Source organism: Pseudomonas sp. H11T01, from assembly GCF_048515765.1.
Lineage (GTDB): Bacteria > Pseudomonadota > Gammaproteobacteria > Pseudomonadales > Pseudomonadaceae > Aquipseudomonas.
Window position 1 is genome coordinate 66,328 of sequence record NZ_JBLYED010000001.1, and the last position, 16,101, is coordinate 82,428.

Below are 16,101 nucleotides of genomic sequence, written 5' to 3' on the forward strand. Positions count from 1 at the left end.
TTGTCCTTGGCCTGTGAAGACAGGCCAAGGGGCGTTCCAGAGGCTTTTAAAGTCGACCAATCGAGGCCGCGCAGACCCTATACACACCCAAGCGCAAAGCGTCAGCACGCTCCACGCAAAAATAGTCTGTTTTCAGGGGTTTACAGAACCAAACCAATCGCTATAATCGTCGCCCAACACGCCGGTATAGCTCAGTTGGTAGAGCAACTGACTTGTAATCAGTAGGTCCCGGGTTCGACTCCTGGTGCCGGCACCACATTAGGCTCCATTGCATTCCACCGAATGCTCTGGAAGCCCCGAAAACCCGCCCTTTGGCGGGTTTTTTCGTTCCAGGACCCTCTGTCGGGATCCAACAAAATCCCCCTTCCCCGAGGGTATGTTAGGGGTACTGCGATTTCCCGGTCAGGAGCGCGTACCCCTATGCCACGTCTGGCGATCCCCCTCAGCGACCTGCAATGCCGCACGGCCAAAACCCGCGAACGCGCCTACAAACTGTTCGACGGCGGCGGCATGTACCTTTTCGTCAAACCCAATGGCGTGAAGACCTGGCGCTTGAAGTACACCAAGCCCAACGGCAAGGAAGGTACGCTCATCATCGGCAATTACCCCATAGTTACCCTTTCAGTCGCACGGCGTAAGCGAGACGAAGCCAAGGCATTACTGCTCGACAACCTCGACCCAATGGAAGAAAAGAAGAAGGCCAAGATCGTAGCCCAGCGGGCGGCACTGCTTTTCGAAACCGTTGCCCTGGAGTGGCACGCTGATATGTCCCGCCGCTGGACCGAAGGCCACGCAAAAACCGTAATGAGCCGACTGCGCACCCACGTCTTCCCGCTGATCGGCCAACGACCCATCGCTGAACTCGATACCCATGACCTGCTAGAGATCACCCAGCGCATCAAGGAACGCGGCACCATGGATGTGGCGTTAAGGGTACAGAACTACTTATCCACCATCATGCGCGGAGCCAAAAGGGCTCGGCAGATCACCATGAATCCTGCACTAGATCTGGCAGGCTCGATTCACGCGCCGCGCACAGTCCATCGCCCGGCTCTCTCCCTCAACCGCCTACCCGAACTGCTACACCGTATCGACAACTACAACGGCCGCGAACTGACGCGCCTTGCCGTCCTGCTCACGCTGCATGTATTCGTCCGCTCCAGCGAACTGCGCTTCGCGCGATGGAGTGAGTTCGACCTCCAACGCGCCATGTGGGAAATCCCCGATACCCGCGCGTCGATTGAAGGGGTACGCAACTCCACACGCGGGACCAAGATGAACGGCGACATTCAAATGGTTCCGTTATCGCCGCAGGTCATCGAAATACTGGAGCGCCTGCGCAGCCTCAGTCGCTTTTCAGAGTTGGTGCTACCGGGCGACCACAAGTACTGGAAGCCCATGTCCGAGAACACGGTGAACACCATGCTCCGCAACGTCGGCTATGACACCAGCAAGCAGGTGTGCGGCCACGGCTTCAGGACCATGGCCTGTAGCGCCCTACTGGAGTCCGGGTTATGGACCGACGCAGCCATCGAAAGACAAATGAGCCATAAGGAACGCAACCGCGTGCGCGCCGCATATATCCACAAAGCTGAATTTCTGGAACAGCGCCGGCTGATCATGGCGTGGTGGAGCAACTACATCGATGCCAACCGTAGCGGACATGTAACGCCTCACGAATTCGCTCACCCGGTCGGCGACAACATTACCGCCCTACAAAATAGCCGTGGCGCATCCAAACGTGGGTAAGCCAATAAGATCACCGCAGTCCGCCCTTCCACGCGGGTCCATCCAAGCGGGGCTGCAAAGCCGCCCTGCTTGGATGGACCTCATTTAAAAAATCTAAAGCCCACGCAAATTGTCTGTGGAAAACCATAGATTTCCACCGGTGGATAATTTCATCCACAGCCGCAGAACTCCGGAAAATTCGAGCCTTGACCCGAATTATCCACAGGCGTAGAAAAGATCGGGCAAAGCGCTGTCGTTGACAGCAACCCAGGTAGCCAGAACCTTTAAGGCTACGCCACACCGTGGTGGTTCTCCCAAAGTGCGATTAGCGTCCGGCGGCTCGCACGGTCACTCACCGAGTGATGGATGCCTACTTCAGATCGTTGCCATTGCGGCAAATACATACCCCTACCCAGCTGCCCTGCAGCAACCTTTCCGCTTGGCCATTTCACTGCGCCAACCTGCGCCCGTCTCTTTCTCCCGGAAAGAGACGGGCGCTCCTACCGCTGCTGCAGCCCAACTCGTACAAGGCTTTGCGGCATTTCCCCTCGTGATAATCGGCGGGACAAACACCGAAGTCACCAGCAACAGCGATGCAGATGATGGTGCCGCAGCCCAAGGAATGGACTGCACCTGACTGACAGTCAGGCATGCCCCGGTCATCGCATTACTGCCTTCACGTGACTCAGGATCTCGCGGTGCCGGTCTCGTCAACCGGCGCAGCCTCCACCCGCCCACTTCTTTGGAAGTGTCCAGGAGGCCAGATCATGAGGTGCCCAAGCTCCCGGTCGTAAAGAGCCGCCAGTCCCGCGTTAGTGGACAACCCTCACAGGCCGCAGGGGCCTTGATCCCTGATAACACTCAACATTCGTGGCGGGATGACGTGAGGAAAGTTTCAAAAGTTTTGGCTTCGAGAGGAGTTTGATCATGGCATTGGTAGGTAGGCGGGATGGGCGCAATTTTGGCTATGGCCGGCAATTGAGCTATGCCGGGCCGCAGGCATTGCGCGATCTATTTGGCGGCGGGCATTACGGCACCGTCAAGGCACACAGTGATCGCTGGCAGGCGTTTGTACGCTGGTGTCGCTCGGAAGATGGGCCGGGGTTTAACGATGCCCGGCAAATTGATCGGCAGACCTTGTTGGACTACGCCGGACATCTGCGGCAGCAAGTTGAGCAAGGCGAGCTCGCCATCTCCACCGCGCAAAACCGACTGTCCAGCGTGAACCGAACCATGGCCGCGCTTCGCGGTGATCAGTATGTGAAAGTGCCGAGTCCGAGCAGGGCGCTGGGAATGCGGCGCACCAGTGTTCGTCGCTCGGTGCCACAAGGCCAAGACCGCGAACACGTGAAACGGATCGTCGACGCCCTCTGCGGACATCAGCAGCCACGTGCCGCCGCCATCGCGCAGTTGGCGCGAGCTACCGGGATGCGCCTGCGCGAGGCTATTTTGGCCGATCTACCAAGGCTGCAGCGTGAAGCCAATCAGCTCGGAAAGATGAACATTCAGGACGGAACGAAGGGTGGTCGCTCAGGGGCAACAGCCCCGCGCTGGATCACCGTGAATGATCAGATACGTGCCGCGCTAAAATTCGCCCAAGGCGTATCACCCAATGGAAGCCACAACCTTCTCGCTCTGGAGGAGAATTATGTCGACTTTTTACGCGAGGTCGTACGGCCAACTCGAGACGTTCTACATGAGCATGGACTGAAAGGCTTTCACGAACTGCGCGCGGCATATGCCTGTGAGCGCTATGAGCAGATTACTGGCCACTCGGCGCCAATCAACAGTGGCGATTACTACCGACAGGATCGCAGACTCGATCAGGATGCCCGTCAGCAGGTTAGCCATGAGCTCGGGCATGGCCGGATTGATGTCGTCTCGGCCTACATTGGGGGAAGAGCATGAGCCCCCCCTTCGATATGGACCTCTTTTTAACCGGTTGCCTGAGCGGCTCCCCGGCAACCAGGCGTCGACACCTCAAACAAGCGAGAATTATGCTCACGGCCATCATGAGTCGCTGGCAGTGTGATACGCCCTGGTGCTGGCAGCGTAAGCACGTTGCCTGGTTTCTAAACTATTACCTGCGGGGCCATGCTCGTACGACTCGATACTACTATTGGCTCACGGCACGCCTAATTTTTGAGCGTATTGGGAGAAGCTTAGGTATTGTGGTTTCGCCTACGGGCCTTATACGGCACTCCTGAGACTGCTTTTACAATTCGGAGTGACCAAATACCGCCCACCGGGAAGCGCATAGCTAGCGCTAGCGGAAAGATTTACACGATGCATGGGAAAGGGCCGAACGTCTGTCGCTACCAAGCCCCCAAAATGAGGCAGAGTCGTGGTGAGATTTTCTAGCGACGACAAAGCCGAGCAAATATACTCTGCCAAATGTTTCCTGACCAATCAGTAAAGGGATTTTTATGGTTATGCAAGTCGACGCCAACCCAGCAAAGCGCTTCTTTGTAGAGATGCTGACGAAAGATATTGATCTGAAAGATTCAATATTAGACTTGCTGGACAATTGTGTGGACGGAGTGATGCGGGAACGGCAAGCTGATTTAAATACAGATCAGCCATACAAGGGCTATCAAGCTCATATAAATTTTTGCAAAGATTTCTTTGAAATATCAGACAACTGCGGCGGCATCCCGCGCGAAGTCGCGCTCGAGCGTGCTTTCCGAATGGGACGTCCAGACAAAACCATTGACAAAGATCTACCGACTGTTGGCGTGTACGGCATAGGCATGAAGCGCGCTATATTTAAAATGGGACAAAATTCAGTAGTCGAATCTCATGCAAAAGACGCTTCGTATGAGGTAAAGATAACTACTGATTGGCTGGAAGATGATAAAAACTGGATGTTACCCATAGCTGAGGTCGAACCCAAAAGCGAGCGAGGCACGAAAATTTTAGTTGAAGATTTATATCCTGGCATCGCTCGCCTTTTTTCAGATGCGACCGGTTTCGTATCCGACCTAACCAGGTCAATTTCCGCCTATTATGGAAACATCATCCTTAAAGGATTTGAAGTATTCGTCAACGGCAACAAAATACCTCCTTTGAGTTCCTCTTTCATCTTAAGTAAAAGCTCCTTAGAATCCGGGCAAGGTGTAGCACCCTACGTTTATACGGGTGTTTTCCAAGGCGTAACCATTGAGTTAGCGGTAGGGCTTTACCGAAACCTACCTACTGATGAGGAGCAGGAAGAATCTTTAGCTGGCCGGCCGTCCACAGAAAAAGCCGGATGGACGATAATCTGTAATGATCGTGTTGTCCTATATGCGGACAAAACAAAAGTTACGGGCTGGGGCGAAGCCGGGGTTCCTCAATATCACACACAATTTGTATCAGTAGCAGGGGTGGTAAACTTCAAATCAAACGACGCCTCCCTTCTCCCCGTAACAACAACAAAAAGAGGAATAGACGGCAACTCCGACTTGTATCTTTCTGTTAAAGAATTTATGCGTGAAGGCATGAAATTATTCACAGATTATACTAACAAATGGAAAGGCCAAGAAAGACCAGAACTAGAGGAAAGTGCCACATCAGTATCGCCTAAAGATATTGCCGCGATGATCCCTAGTGATAACTGGTCTCAAGATCGTAAAAGTGTTATTCAAGGTAGCAAATTTAAGCCCTCCCTCCCAATGCCAGAACGCTCCAAAGAGTTCAGATTTCTCAGATTCTCAAGACCACTGGGAGATATCAAAAAGCTCGGAGAGCATTTCTTTGATAATCCAGATTATGCCCCCGGTGAGATCGGAGGTTTGTGTTTTGACGAAATCCTCAAGGGGATAAAATAATGAGTGCAGGAGGAAATATTCCGTATCACCTGCGCCAGAACAAAGCAATCGAACGAAACTTATTCGTAGATATGCTCACCAGAGTAGGACGCTACTGCAATATATCGGATTTTAGATACATTGGGTTTGGCGGACCATTCCTAGAGGACTTTAAACATCTCCATTCAGCACTTCGAATTTCAGATATGATCTCGCTGGAAATGGACACCAATGTATATCGCCGCCAGCAATTCAACCGCCCGATTTCGTGTATTGAATTGAGAAACGAATCCAGCGACGAATTTTTGAGCAACTATGAGTTCGACTCAAACAAAAATGCAATCGTATGGTTCGACTATGCAACAACCCAAATTGGCTCTCAGCTAGCAGAGCTTCAACAATTAGTCGAAAAGCTTGCGCACGGTGACATCTTTAAAATAACGGTGAATGCATCTCCCGTAAGTTTAGGCTGCTCAAACGCAGGAGCGAAAATACTGGAGCAAAGGGCAGCGGTAGCAGTAAACCGGTTCGGAGAATATGGCCCAGGCGATATTTTACCCGACGATGTTTCCACTAAAAAATATCCGTCGCTTTTGCTGAGGGCTCTAATAAATTCAGCTAAGAAAGGTCTGTCCGGTGACTCGGGTGTGGTTTTGTATCCCCTATCGGCGTTCTCATATAGCGACGGACAACAAATGCTAACTTTTTCTGGAATTCTGCTCCATGAAGATGAGATCGGAGTATTCGAAGATCAGACTAGACTTCGATCATGGCCTTTTTTCAATGAGTGCAATGAAGATCCAAAGTCAATAAGCGTACCTGCTCTTTCCGCCAAAGAACGCGTATATGTAGAGTCTTTACTTCCAGGGGCTACAGCTGACCAAATTCTTCATGACCTTGATTATTATGTTGGGGCAGATCAAAACGTGGCCAAGGCCGAAATGAGTAATTTCATTAGTTTTTACAGACTTTTCCCATGGTACTCGCGGATCGTACTCTAGCAAGCACGGCCATAGGCCTAAAATGCTAGGGGCTCCATTAGCCCGATGCGAAAAGGGGCTAGAGATGCTAAGCTCCCGGCCCCTTGCGACCCCCAAGGCCTTCCTGGCTTGGTGTAGCTTATTTTGCTCAATGGTTTTCCGATGCCAACACTACTTGACCTCTTCAGCGGTTGCGGAGGCCTGACACTGGGCTCCCACAATGCCGGCTACACAACGGCGCTGGCGGTTGACGTCGACCCTATACTTTCGAGCTCCTTTGGTCTGAATTTCCCTTCTACACCTTTCCTTAACGCAGACGTGACATCGCTGAAGCAACCTATCCTTAAAAGCTTGCTTCCGGACAGCGTAGATGGCGTGGTTGGCGGTCCACCATGCCAAGGATTTAGCGGTATGGGAAAAAGTCTGCCTGACGATCCTCGTCGAACGTTGCTCGGCGAATTTTTCCGTATCGTATCAATTGTAAAACCCGCATTCTTTGTTATGGAAAACGTCCCTGGTCTAATGTTTCCTAACAATAAGCATGTCCTAGACGCTGCTATATTATCTCTTGGTAGTCGGTGGGAAATTGTTGGCCCTATAATTTTAGATGCCTCGGATTTTGGTGCTCCCACTAAACGACGCCGAGTTTTTGTCTTTGGCTTCGATAAAAGGAAAATGCGAGTTCCTACACTTAAAGATGTAATAGCTTGTGACGCTACTTCAGTATCGGTGCACGATGCAATTGGGGACCTGAAAACGACTTTCCGAAACAGCGATGATATAGACCGTTGGCATTACGGGCCATCCTCAAGTATCTCTGAGTATGCATCCAAGCTTAGAACACCCTCTGGAGTTTTTACGGGGAACCAGCTCACAGAGCATCGCCCAGAAACCATTACCCGCTTTGCTTCTGTCCCTCAAGGAGGCGTAGATCCTGTTGGAAAATACAAACGATTGAGCTGGGATGGACTGTGTCCAACATTGAGAGCTGGCACCGGTAGCGATAAAGGCTCCTATCAAGCGGTTAGGCCACTGCATCCAGTAGAGAATCGCGTGATCACTCCTCGTGAAGCCGCACGACTACAGGGGTTCCCTGATAGTTTTGTATTTCACTCCACTGTATGGCATAGCTGCCGAATGATTGGAAATAGCGTGTCCCCTATCATCGCTGAGAAATTGCTTTCCAACATCCGCAATTTTTTGTAGTGAAATACACGCCAAACCAGAAGATACCCAAGAGCTAATCTCAGATAGATATTTAATAATTTTTATCTGAGAGAAAACTCTTAATTTTTTCGATCAGTAACTCAGGTGCTCGAATCTCGCACTGCCATATTATTGAAACTTGCCAACCCTGCGCTTCAAGAGCTGCGACATTTCTCTTATCCCTCTCTCTATTTCTTATAAATTTATCACTCCAAAATTCAATATTTGTCTTAGGGAGCTTCGCATAGCGACAATTTAAATGTCCATGCCAATAACACCCATTAACAAATATCACCTTCTTTTTACCAGAAAATACTATATCAGGGCAACCAGGCAACTTTTTTACATGCAGACGATAACGATAGCCCAATGCATATATTAGCTGCCGGACTTTTATTTCAGGCTTGGTGTTTTTTGCTTTAATCCGACTCATTAGCCAGCTACGACGCGCGGGTGCCAGCGTATCCATAATCAATCACCTACCTGCAACATATTGTGATGCTGAAGCTGTTTTCGCCAATTTATAATAGACAATTATGCGACAAAGAAATTCAATCTCCATCGGTTGAACTTGGTATCGTCGGGAAGCCAAAGCGCAATCTTTGTGGTCCCCGCAATCGAACGAGATTATTTTATTTAAACAACACCGACAATCGGGCCAGTCATTTTTCGTACGCTCAGAGTTAAAAAATCGCCTCCCCCATTATTCAATAGACTATCTAGTTTCGCCAAAAGCTCCCGCTCGTTTGGCACCGCGCAATATAGCTAGAGCAATAAAGCCACAACATCATTTTAGTTTCTTACACAAACTGCATAGCCCAGCAGTTAGCCCAACCATATAGAAAGCCAAAATAATTGACAAAATAGAAACAAAACAATAGGCAGTCCGCACTGCATCATAAGAGTACGTATCACGAGTATCGGCAGAGCTAAGAGACACAAACGATTCAATCGTAATTCTTATTGCATCTGGAAGAAATATTAAAGCAATTAAAGCTGCCATTACTGCAACCGGCAAAGCCTTGCCATATAAAACATTTTTAACAAGCCTATAATTACTTACATTATCCTCCTTAAATTTGGCGGGTAGTACATCAAGAGCCTTTGATATTTCGGAATACCAAAGACTAAATAGAATGGCGGCTATTGCCAACAACAGACTGGAGGCGGATAGTAGATCGCTCATTGGTTAGGTTGAACCGATAATCTTGTGCAAAGCCTGGTATACGAAGACGCCGTCATCTCATATGTAGAAACGCTGCCTTTCTTCTTGGTCACAGGCGTAAGGCCACCATCGATCTCACCCAGAATTTTATTCAACTCATTTATAACATTTTGGCTATTTATTGGAACATAGTATGGCCCTACTCCACTGTCTCTAGAAGCAGATATCAACACAGACTGAAGAGTTGCTTCAATATAATTCTTAAGCTGATACTGATACTTTGAAATAACAGAGCGTATCAAAGATCGGCTTTCAGTTAGGCTTGTCTGAAATAGACTACTAACGGTGTTTTCATCAGGAATGCGCCCTCCGAAGGTAGACTCAATTAAAAGAAACAGTCGATATTCAAGCATATCAGTACCTCGCTTGAAAACCTTTTGCCCACGAATCATGGTCAAATACTCTTTAATTGAAGCAGCCAAGCATTGATTTAACCGCATATTTAAGTCGCCAACTGAGCAACCTAAAATCGCGGCAACTTCCATTTCGTCATCAGCATCAAAGTTTACTGTGGTAGTAAGCTGCATTTTATATCTCCATAAATGATAGCCAGATCCGCTTCGGTTTCAGCCACACAGTATTGCCCATAGACTTTCTCTCAGATCGCCTCGACGACGTTAGCATTATGCCATCACAGCCGTCTACCAGATGGATTTGCGCTGGTATCGCCACTATCGAATACAACTTGGGCTTGATAAGCAGCGTTCAGACACTCTAGGTAAGGTGCCTAACTCCGCTCTGAAGGACTTCCGGGTTCGATTCCACTTAGAGCTATAACTAGCTAATTTATTTATAGTTATTGGTGGGGGTACGCCAAATTTTCCACCGCTTTCCAGACCCGCAGAAAACCTAGCTCCGCAGAAAGCTACCGTTCGTCTGGTGCCCGATCCACCGAAAGCTCTGGAAGCCCCAAAAATTCGCCCTTTGGCGGTTTTTTTTCAGACCCCTCCTTCGGGGTCCAACAAAATCCTCTTCCCCGAGGGTATGTTAGGCGTATTGCGATTTTCCAGGCAGGAGCTCGTCCCCCTATGCCACGTCTATCAATCCCCTCACCGACCTGCAATGCCGCACGGCCAAACTCTGCGAACGCGCCTATAAACTTTTCGATGACAGCGGCATGTACCTTTTCGTCAAACCCAACGGCGTGAAGACCTGGCACTTGAAGTACTGCATGCCCAACGGCACGGAAGGCACGCTCATTATTGGCAACGAGTCCATGCCATCGAGTCAATATTTCTGAGTCTGCACTCCATAGGGAGCGCCCCGATAAGGGCTATGTGGTGATTTAATTTAGATGAATCACTACGACCCCTTTAGCCGGATTTTCCGCGGATACCGGAGGCGGTATGAAAATGTTATTTCTCATTCGCCATGCCAAGTCGAGTTGGGATGACGTTGCGCAGCCCGACAAAGACCGCCCATTGAACGATCGCGGCAGACGCGACGCGCCCAAGATCGGTGAGCGTTTGGCCAATCGCGATCTGAAGCCTGATCTGATCCTGTCGAGCCCGGCCGTGCGTGCGCTCGAGACAGCGAAGATCATCGCCAGGAAGCTCGATTACCGACGCAAGGACATAGTCGTGGACGATCGGCTGTATGCCGCTGAGGCGAATGACCTGCTCGAGGTCATCCGCACGCTGGGCGACCGGCTGAAGTCAGTGATGATCTTTGGCCATAACCCCGCGTTGGTCGAACTCGCGCAGCGGCTCTCCAGCGAGATCACCGACATGCCAACGTGCGCCGTCGCCGAGTTCAGGTTCGATGCGAAGTCTTGGTCAGAAATCGGCGAGATCGAGCCCGCACACGTGGCGCTCGACTATCCAAAAAAATCCTAGGGAAATTCTGGAAAAGTCCACTTCTCAGAGGTTTTCTCAGAGGTCATTGTTCCCGGATGCCGCTCCCGCCTGGGGCTCTTTGCCGAGAAAGGGGGCAGTTTCCACTTCCAGCATCAGCAACACCATTTCCGTCAACTCGGCGTCGGACTTCTGTCCCGCATAGATGTCATGGAGTGCTTTGGCGAAGGGAATGCGCAGGTCTTGGTTTTCTTCGCGGGCGGTATCGCTGTATTGCATGAGTTCGCTGATGGTTCGCAGCACAGCCGCTTGCCACCGAGCGGTGGTCCTCGGACCATCGCTGGTGATTGCAATCAACTTATCCTTCGTCAGCTGGCGAAGGGCAGGTTCGCGCAACGGCTTAAGCGGCTTTGGGTTGCGAGTGATCTTTGACATACCGGACGATACTCAGCGTTTCCTGCCGGAACTGCTCGTAGTCGATCTGCTGGGCGTTAATGAAGGTACTGCCCATCATGGTCAGCGCGCCCATAAAGCTGGCTTCGGAAATTTCCTCGTCGCTCGCGCCAAACAAGCGCGCGGCTTCGGTATGGAACAGGGCGCAATACTTACAACGGGTCGCCCCGGACACCGCCAGACCTATCAACTCCTTGTACTTATTAGGAATCTTGGTATCCGCCAGCCAGAAGTCCCGGGCCACGCCCCAGAATCCGCTTGCTCCGCCTTCCGGCATCTGCTTAATCCACTCCGGTACCAAGCCTAGAGTCTGTTCAATTTCTCGATAGGTATCTTGAATTGCCATTTGACACCTCCTTGCCTCTTTGGAGACATCTGCTTCAGACACACAACTAGTTTAGTTCGCTGGCGGCCATACCAGAGCCGGCAGCAGGACGACTCCAGCAATGAATTCTTAAACACCGTAGAAACAACAGGATGGATTTAGATTTTTTTGGCGCAATGACGTACCACTAGGTACCTGGAGTTATCAAACTTGGCGAGTTGGCTTAGAGACAATACAGGAAGCCCGGCACTTGGCCGGGCTCAGAGAGAACGCAATGGGCAGCACGTTGCATCGATCAGTTGGCGAAATTCTCGATCTTTACCTGACCATCAGGAAAGGTCGCGATTATCTCCAGCTCGCCGCCCATGGCGCGGATGTAGTTGCGCAAGGTGCTGATGTACATGTCCGTGCGCCGCTCCATCTTGGAGATCGCCGCTTGGTTGACATGCAGCGCTTTGGCCAACGTGTCTTGGCTCAGCTCCTGCGCCTGACGTAGTTCGTGCAGCGGCATTTCGGCACGCAACTTTTGATAGATGGCATCGACACGCTCGAGAGACTCAGGCGAGCGGCGCGCCATCAGGTCAGTGAATTTTTTAGCCATTGTCGTAGCCCTCTTTCTTCAAGGTTTCCAAGTGTTCGCCATACAGGCATGGCAGTGGCTTGCACCGAGTCCTACTCAGCTCACTGAGGCAATCCCACCGGTCTCTAAAATCGTCGGTGTATTCGATTGTCCATCTTACGGGCAAAATATTCCATAGAAGGAATATAACCCCCAAGGAATACTTTCATGAACTTCAGTGGCCCCACCGGGGCATAGCTACGAGGCATCAACGTGTCGCTGTTTTTAACTTTTTGCGACACGTCTTGAGAACATGTCGCTGCCGACGACACGTTGGCAATACGTGTTCCCGAAATCGAATTTTTGCGACATATCACCGCAACCAGCACTTCGCCACACTTGCGGCCCCGCCCCCCCACACGCTAACCTTCGGGCGTCGCTGCCAAATCAGCGATCGGGCGTAGGAACCCGAGTAAATCAAGGCGCAACAGCGCCCAATAAACTATTGCAGGCGCTTTTTTTGTGCTCGCGATAACGTTTTATGGTGGCTGTGCGCGGGACACCTTCGGGTGTGCCGGGTGCCTTGATTCCCGGTATTCCTACCCTGCGTACAGCCGCCACCCAATCCCGTAGGAAGGACGGCAGCGGCTCCCCAAGTCAAGGAGCTAGACCATGCACACCATAAATCCGTCCGAAATCTGCATCACCCTCATCCGCTATCTCCCATCCCCCGGAGATGCCCAATGACCAATCCCCAAGACCTCAAAACCATCGGCCTCACGCCTTTCTCCATCCATTCGGACCAAGCCCTGTTCCGCGTCAACAGCGGTGTACCGATTCGAGAAGCCCTGTCCCATGTGTCCGATTTGCTCCACATCGCGAAGATGCTGGCAGAGGATGCAGCGATGGAGCGGCGTTCGGACCGTTATGCCTGGGCGTCGCATTATTTGCAGGAGATGAGTAAGGCGGTGATTGATGATGTGGTGAAGGTGCTCAGTGCTCCGCACAACGCAGGTTGAACAGCGTGTAGCGTCTCTACTGATCGCAAACAACAAAGGCCCGCAGCAATGCGGGCCTTTGTTGTTTGCGGGTTTAAACCGGAAATCCCCGCCATCGGCGCCAACCACCGTATGCCCCGCCGCCAGCGCCGCTTGCGAAAAGGCCAGACCCAAGCCTGAACTGACGCCGGTGATCAGGAAAACCTTGTGTACGTGAGTGTTCATGTTGCGCGCCCCAATACTGCAGCGCCGTCGACGTTGATCGATGACGCTGCGCACAGGTCTTAGTGACCGGCGCTCTGACCGCCATCGACGTGCAGGATTTCGCCAGTGACGAACCCGGCAGAGTCCAGATACACAACGGCCTGGGCGATGTCGCTGATCTCACCCATGTGCCCGACCGGGTGCAAATTCCCCAGCGCTTCATGGGTTTCTTCGCCGTGCATCGGAGTTTTGATGATGCCGGGGCTGACCGCGTTCACACGGATACCACGCTTGGCGTATTCGATGGCCAGGGATTTGGTCGCCGCGTTGAGGCCCCCTTTGGTCAACGACGCCAGTACCGAAGGCACGCCGTCGATGGCGTGGTCCACCAGGCTGGTGGTGATGCTGACGACGTGGCCGCTGCCTTGTTTTTCCATCTCGGCGATGGCGAGTTGGGTGATGTAGAAGAAACCATTCAGGTTCACCGACAGCACAGCGGCGTAGTCGTCGTGGGTATAGGCGGTGAACGGCTTGGCGACGAAGATCCCGGCGTTGTTGACCAGGGTGTCGACACGGCCAAAACGTGCGATCGCTTCACGAATCACGCGCTCGGCAATCGCCGGGTCGCCGATGTCGCCCGCCACGGTGAGGATGTCCGGGTCGGTGGACGGTTTGATCGAACGCGAGGTGGCAACCACCTGGTAATCGAGATCACGGAAGGCCTTGACCATACCTGCGCCGAGACCTTGGGATGCGCCCGTAATAACAATAACTTTTTTCGAATTGCTCATGATGAACCTCTACTAAATTTTGGGGTTTGAAAAGTGATCAATCAGGCTTCGGCAGGTGCCTGCACCATTTGCCTCAGCATCTGTTCGTAGTACTCGACCGATTGCGAACCGGACACCAGCTGACGACCGTTGAGGATCATGGCCGGTACCGAATTGATGCCGCGCTCGCGGTAAAAAACTTCAAGCTCACGCACCTCGTTGGCGAACGCTCCGGACGCCAGCACCTCTCGCGCACGGGCCGCATCCAGCCCCGCTTCCACCGCCAGACGCACCAGCGTCTCGCGATCGCTCGGGTTCTGACCGTCGGTGAAGTAAGCGCGCAGCAAGACTTTCTTGAGTGCGATCTGCCGCCCTTCCTGCGACGCCCAGAACAACAGTCGGTGAGCATCAAAGGTGTTGTAGAAGTGGCTGCGTTTTTCCAGATCGAACTTGAAACCGATGGCTTGACCGCGAGCGATCTGCATCGCTTTGCCTGCGGCGATTTCCTCGGCGCTGCGCCCGTATTTGCGCATCAAGTGCTTGACCGCGTTCTCGCCTTCAGCCGGCATGTCCGGGTTCAACTCGAAGGGCTTGAAAGTCAGCTCAACCGAGACTTCATCGGCCAGGTTTTCGATCGCTTGCTCCAGTGCCGTCGCGCCCAAGGCGCACCACGGGCACACCACATCGGAGATGAAATCGATGGTGACGGACAGAGTCATGACTGCCCCTCCCCCTCAGCCAGCTGCTTTCGGTACTGGGTGGTGGTCATCCCGGCATAGCCCCAGTTATCGGTGTCGACTTCTTCGATCACGATGTGGGTCAGGTCCGGGCGTTTGTTGAGGACGCGTTCCAGGGTTTCAGTGATTTCGGCGATCACCTGAGCTTTCTGCTCTGAGGTAACGCCATCGCGGGTGATGCGTACGCTGACAAAAGGCATGACAACTCTCCTGTGACCTCCCCCTCGACATGATGGGTAGGTAAGTGGAGGTCACTGTAGGACGTTGGTCTGGAGGGATAAAGATAGGTAAAAGCACATCATTTGTGACGTGATGTAATGAGTTCGACCGGTTCAACCGATCCGGTTTAGCGAGGAAAACACCCTGCCGTTAAAAAGCAGGGTGGGTAGGCTTTGGATCTTGACGCAGGACCGGCTAACGGGTGTCCCTTGTTCTCAGTTCGCGCCGAACAGCATCGTCCAATAGACGCCCTCGTCGCTACGCGAGTTCGCGGCATAGGCCGCGCCAACCTGGGTAAACATCGGGTTCATCAGGTTGGCGCAATGCCCGGGGCTGGCCAGCCAGCCCTCCATAGCCTTGCCCGGCGAACTCTGTCCGGCGGCGATGTTCTCGCCGATCTGCCGGCCACGGTAGCCGGCGGCTCTCGCCCGGTCCGCCGGCATATCACCGTCGGGGTCCTGATGCGCGAAATAATTGTCGTTAGCCATCGCCCGGCTGTGCCCCTGCGCCGCGGCCCCCAGGGCGGCATTCCAGGTCAGCGGGCGTGCTGCGGCGAAGCGCTGGCGACCACACAGGCGCGGCCTCGCCCGTGCCGCGTTGACCTGTGCCAGCAACGTCTTGCCTGCCACTCGCGGATCGTCCAGATGCCCATCGAGCAAGGGCCGCGCCAGCACCACCTGCCATTCACTGTCGGCGCGACGCACGCCGATATCGGCGTACTGGGTATCGAGCAGGGCCCCGCAATAGCGGCTCTGGAGCATGTCAAAGGCCTCCTCGGCATCTTGCGCGCCGACCAGACGGATAGTGCGCACCGACACCGCCCGATAACCGGAATCCTTCAAGGTCTCCCGCGAAACGCCGCCATAGCCGATCGGCAAGCCCAGGCTCGATTTCAGAGCCAGCGGCGTCAAGGCTCGGACCGTGCGCCCCGCGCAGCGCTGCGGCTGGGCGCGGTAGTCGTTGATGTCCTCAACCAATTGCCTTTCCCCGCCGGCATGGGCGGGAGTGGCGAGCAGGGGGAGCAAAGGAATAAGGCAGAGCGAGAAAACGCGGGAGGAGCGGACGGTCTGGCGCATTAGGCGAGCAGCTCTGGGATGACGACGGGCGATAGTGGGG

The 16,101-nt window shown here is 52.9% G+C and carries 18 protein-coding genes and 1 tRNA gene; 9 read left to right on the forward strand and 10 right to left on the reverse strand.

Translation table 11 applies throughout. The annotated features are described in order from the left end of the window. The first annotated feature begins 180 nt into the window (after positions 1-180). The 6 genes from ACN1C3_RS00310 to ACN1C3_RS00335 all read left to right on the forward strand — a co-directional run bounded on the left by ACN1C3_RS00310 (position 181) and on the right by ACN1C3_RS00335 (position 7,702). Positions 181-256, forward strand: a tRNA-Thr gene (locus ACN1C3_RS00310). Positions 257-420: 164 nt separating this feature from the next. Next, a complete protein-coding gene (locus ACN1C3_RS00315; protein ID WP_419113797.1) occupies positions 421-1,749 on the forward strand; it encodes a tyrosine-type recombinase/integrase in 1,329 nt (442 codons plus the stop codon). A 906-nt stretch (positions 1,750-2,655) separates the two neighbouring features. After that, complete coding sequence (locus ACN1C3_RS00320) at positions 2,656-3,636, forward strand: integrase domain-containing protein (RefSeq protein ID WP_419113798.1); 981 nt, start codon at positions 2,656-2,658, stop codon at positions 3,634-3,636. Positions 3,637-4,160: 524 nt separating this feature from the next. Next, complete coding sequence (locus ACN1C3_RS00325) at positions 4,161-5,537, forward strand: ATP-binding protein (RefSeq protein WP_419113799.1); 1,377 nt, start codon at positions 4,161-4,163, stop codon at positions 5,535-5,537. Continuing rightward, the gene (locus tag ACN1C3_RS00330) at positions 5,537-6,517 is read left to right on the forward strand and encodes an O-methyltransferase (RefSeq protein ID WP_419113800.1); all 981 of its coding nucleotides are present in this window, start codon (positions 5,537-5,539) and stop codon (positions 6,515-6,517) included. Before ACN1C3_RS00325 ends, ACN1C3_RS00330 begins: the two co-directional genes overlap by 1 nt. A gap of 141 nt (positions 6,518-6,658) precedes the next feature. Beyond that, entirely contained in the window at positions 6,659-7,702 is a 1,044-nt protein-coding gene (locus ACN1C3_RS00335; protein ID WP_419114215.1) for a DNA cytosine methyltransferase, read from the forward strand. A gap of 52 nt (positions 7,703-7,754) precedes the next feature. On the opposite strand, the gene ACN1C3_RS00340 is transcribed toward ACN1C3_RS00335, so the two are convergent. The 3 genes from ACN1C3_RS00340 to ACN1C3_RS00350 all read right to left on the reverse strand — a co-directional run bounded on the left by ACN1C3_RS00340 (position 7,755) and on the right by ACN1C3_RS00350 (position 9,454). Next, complete coding sequence (locus ACN1C3_RS00340) at positions 7,755-8,171, reverse strand: very short patch repair endonuclease (RefSeq protein WP_419113801.1); 417 nt, start codon at positions 8,169-8,171, stop codon at positions 7,755-7,757. A gap of 318 nt (positions 8,172-8,489) precedes the next feature. Further along, positions 8,490-8,888, reverse strand: a complete 399-nt coding sequence (locus ACN1C3_RS00345; protein WP_419113802.1) for a hypothetical protein — start codon at positions 8,886-8,888, stop codon at positions 8,490-8,492. After that, a complete protein-coding gene (locus ACN1C3_RS00350; protein ID WP_419113803.1) occupies positions 8,885-9,454 on the reverse strand; it encodes a hypothetical protein in 570 nt (189 codons plus the stop codon). Before ACN1C3_RS00350 ends, ACN1C3_RS00345 begins: the two co-directional genes overlap by 4 nt. A 530-nt stretch (positions 9,455-9,984) precedes the next feature. Between ACN1C3_RS00350 and ACN1C3_RS00355 the strand changes: the two genes are divergently transcribed. Next, positions 9,985-10,167, forward strand: coding sequence for an Arm DNA-binding domain-containing protein (locus ACN1C3_RS00355; protein ID WP_419114216.1), 183 nt, complete (start codon positions 9,985-9,987; stop codon positions 10,165-10,167). Positions 10,168-10,273: 106 nt separating this feature from the next. Then, positions 10,274-10,762, forward strand: a complete 489-nt coding sequence (locus ACN1C3_RS00360; protein ID WP_419113804.1) for a SixA phosphatase family protein — start codon at positions 10,274-10,276, stop codon at positions 10,760-10,762. A 36-nt stretch (positions 10,763-10,798) separates the two neighbouring features. On the opposite strand, the gene ACN1C3_RS00365 is transcribed toward ACN1C3_RS00360, so the two are convergent. The 3 genes from ACN1C3_RS00365 to ACN1C3_RS00375 form a co-directional block, all read right to left on the reverse strand. Next, on the reverse strand, positions 10,799-11,155 hold the full coding sequence (locus ACN1C3_RS00365) for a hypothetical protein (protein WP_419113805.1): 357 nt from the start codon (positions 11,153-11,155) through the stop codon (positions 10,799-10,801). Beyond that, complete coding sequence (locus tag ACN1C3_RS00370) at positions 11,121-11,519, reverse strand: carboxymuconolactone decarboxylase family protein (RefSeq protein ID WP_419113806.1); 399 nt, start codon at positions 11,517-11,519, stop codon at positions 11,121-11,123. Before ACN1C3_RS00370 ends, ACN1C3_RS00365 begins: the two co-directional genes overlap by 35 nt. A 274-nt stretch (positions 11,520-11,793) precedes the next feature. Beyond that, a complete protein-coding gene (locus ACN1C3_RS00375; protein WP_419113807.1) occupies positions 11,794-12,099 on the reverse strand; it encodes an XRE family transcriptional regulator in 306 nt (101 codons plus the stop codon). Between the two features lie 701 nt (positions 12,100-12,800). On the opposite strand from ACN1C3_RS00375, the gene ACN1C3_RS00380 reads away from it, so the two are divergent. Continuing rightward, positions 12,801-13,076, forward strand: a complete 276-nt coding sequence (locus ACN1C3_RS00380) for a DUF3077 domain-containing protein (RefSeq protein WP_419113808.1) — start codon at positions 12,801-12,803, stop codon at positions 13,074-13,076. Between the two features lie 263 nt (positions 13,077-13,339). Here the strand turns inward: ACN1C3_RS00380 and ACN1C3_RS00385 are convergent, their stop codons facing one another. The 4 genes from ACN1C3_RS00385 to ACN1C3_RS00400 all read right to left on the reverse strand — a co-directional run bounded on the left by ACN1C3_RS00385 (position 13,340) and on the right by ACN1C3_RS00400 (position 16,061). Next, entirely contained in the window at positions 13,340-14,050 is a 711-nt protein-coding gene (locus ACN1C3_RS00385) for an SDR family NAD(P)-dependent oxidoreductase (RefSeq protein WP_419113809.1), read from the reverse strand. Positions 14,051-14,091: 41 nt separating this feature from the next. Continuing rightward, positions 14,092-14,748, reverse strand: coding sequence for a DsbA family oxidoreductase (locus tag ACN1C3_RS00390; protein ID WP_419113810.1), 657 nt, complete (start codon positions 14,746-14,748; stop codon positions 14,092-14,094). Next, entirely contained in the window at positions 14,745-14,966 is a 222-nt protein-coding gene (locus ACN1C3_RS00395) for a tautomerase family protein (RefSeq protein WP_419113811.1), read from the reverse strand. The genes ACN1C3_RS00390 and ACN1C3_RS00395 overlap by 4 nt, the downstream gene beginning before the upstream one ends. A 234-nt stretch (positions 14,967-15,200) precedes the next feature. After that, positions 15,201-16,061, reverse strand: a complete 861-nt coding sequence (locus tag ACN1C3_RS00400; protein WP_419113812.1) for a CAP domain-containing protein — start codon at positions 16,059-16,061, stop codon at positions 15,201-15,203. Positions 16,062-16,101: the final 40 nt, after the last annotated feature.

Bases quoted from the DNA above. Each gene is read 5' to 3' on its own strand.
- ACN1C3_RS00315 (WP_419113797.1), top strand. From the start codon at position 421: ATGCCACGTCTGGCGATCCCCCTCAGCGACCTGCAATGCCGCACGGCC.
- ACN1C3_RS00320 (WP_419113798.1), top strand. From the start codon at position 2,656: ATGGCATTGGTAGGTAGGCGGGATGGGCGCAATTTTGGCTATGGCCGG.
- ACN1C3_RS00325 (WP_419113799.1), top strand. From the start codon at position 4,161: ATGCAAGTCGACGCCAACCCAGCAAAGCGCTTCTTTGTAGAGATGCTG.
- ACN1C3_RS00330 (WP_419113800.1), top strand. From the start codon at position 5,537: ATGAGTGCAGGAGGAAATATTCCGTATCACCTGCGCCAGAACAAAGCA.
- ACN1C3_RS00335 (WP_419114215.1), top strand. From the start codon at position 6,659: ATGCCAACACTACTTGACCTCTTCAGCGGTTGCGGAGGCCTGACACTG.
- ACN1C3_RS00340 (WP_419113801.1), bottom strand. From the start codon at position 8,171: ATGGATACGCTGGCACCCGCGCGTCGTAGCTGGCTAATGAGTCGGATT.
- ACN1C3_RS00345 (WP_419113802.1), bottom strand. From the start codon at position 8,888: ATGAGCGATCTACTATCCGCCTCCAGTCTGTTGTTGGCAATAGCCGCC.
- ACN1C3_RS00350 (WP_419113803.1), bottom strand. From the start codon at position 9,454: ATGCAGCTTACTACCACAGTAAACTTTGATGCTGATGACGAAATGGAA.
- ACN1C3_RS00360 (WP_419113804.1), top strand. From the start codon at position 10,274: ATGAAAATGTTATTTCTCATTCGCCATGCCAAGTCGAGTTGGGATGAC.
- ACN1C3_RS00365 (WP_419113805.1), bottom strand. From the start codon at position 11,155: ATGTCAAAGATCACTCGCAACCCAAAGCCGCTTAAGCCGTTGCGCGAA.
- ACN1C3_RS00370 (WP_419113806.1), bottom strand. From the start codon at position 11,519: ATGGCAATTCAAGATACCTATCGAGAAATTGAACAGACTCTAGGCTTG.
- ACN1C3_RS00375 (WP_419113807.1), bottom strand. From the start codon at position 12,099: ATGGCTAAAAAATTCACTGACCTGATGGCGCGCCGCTCGCCTGAGTCT.
- ACN1C3_RS00380 (WP_419113808.1), top strand. From the start codon at position 12,801: ATGACCAATCCCCAAGACCTCAAAACCATCGGCCTCACGCCTTTCTCC.
- ACN1C3_RS00385 (WP_419113809.1), bottom strand. From the start codon at position 14,050: ATGAGCAATTCGAAAAAAGTTATTGTTATTACGGGCGCATCCCAAGGT.
- ACN1C3_RS00390 (WP_419113810.1), bottom strand. From the start codon at position 14,748: ATGACTCTGTCCGTCACCATCGATTTCATCTCCGATGTGGTGTGCCCG.
- ACN1C3_RS00395 (WP_419113811.1), bottom strand. From the start codon at position 14,966: ATGCCTTTTGTCAGCGTACGCATCACCCGCGATGGCGTTACCTCAGAG.
- ACN1C3_RS00400 (WP_419113812.1), bottom strand. From the start codon at position 16,061: ATGCGCCAGACCGTCCGCTCCTCCCGCGTTTTCTCGCTCTGCCTTATT.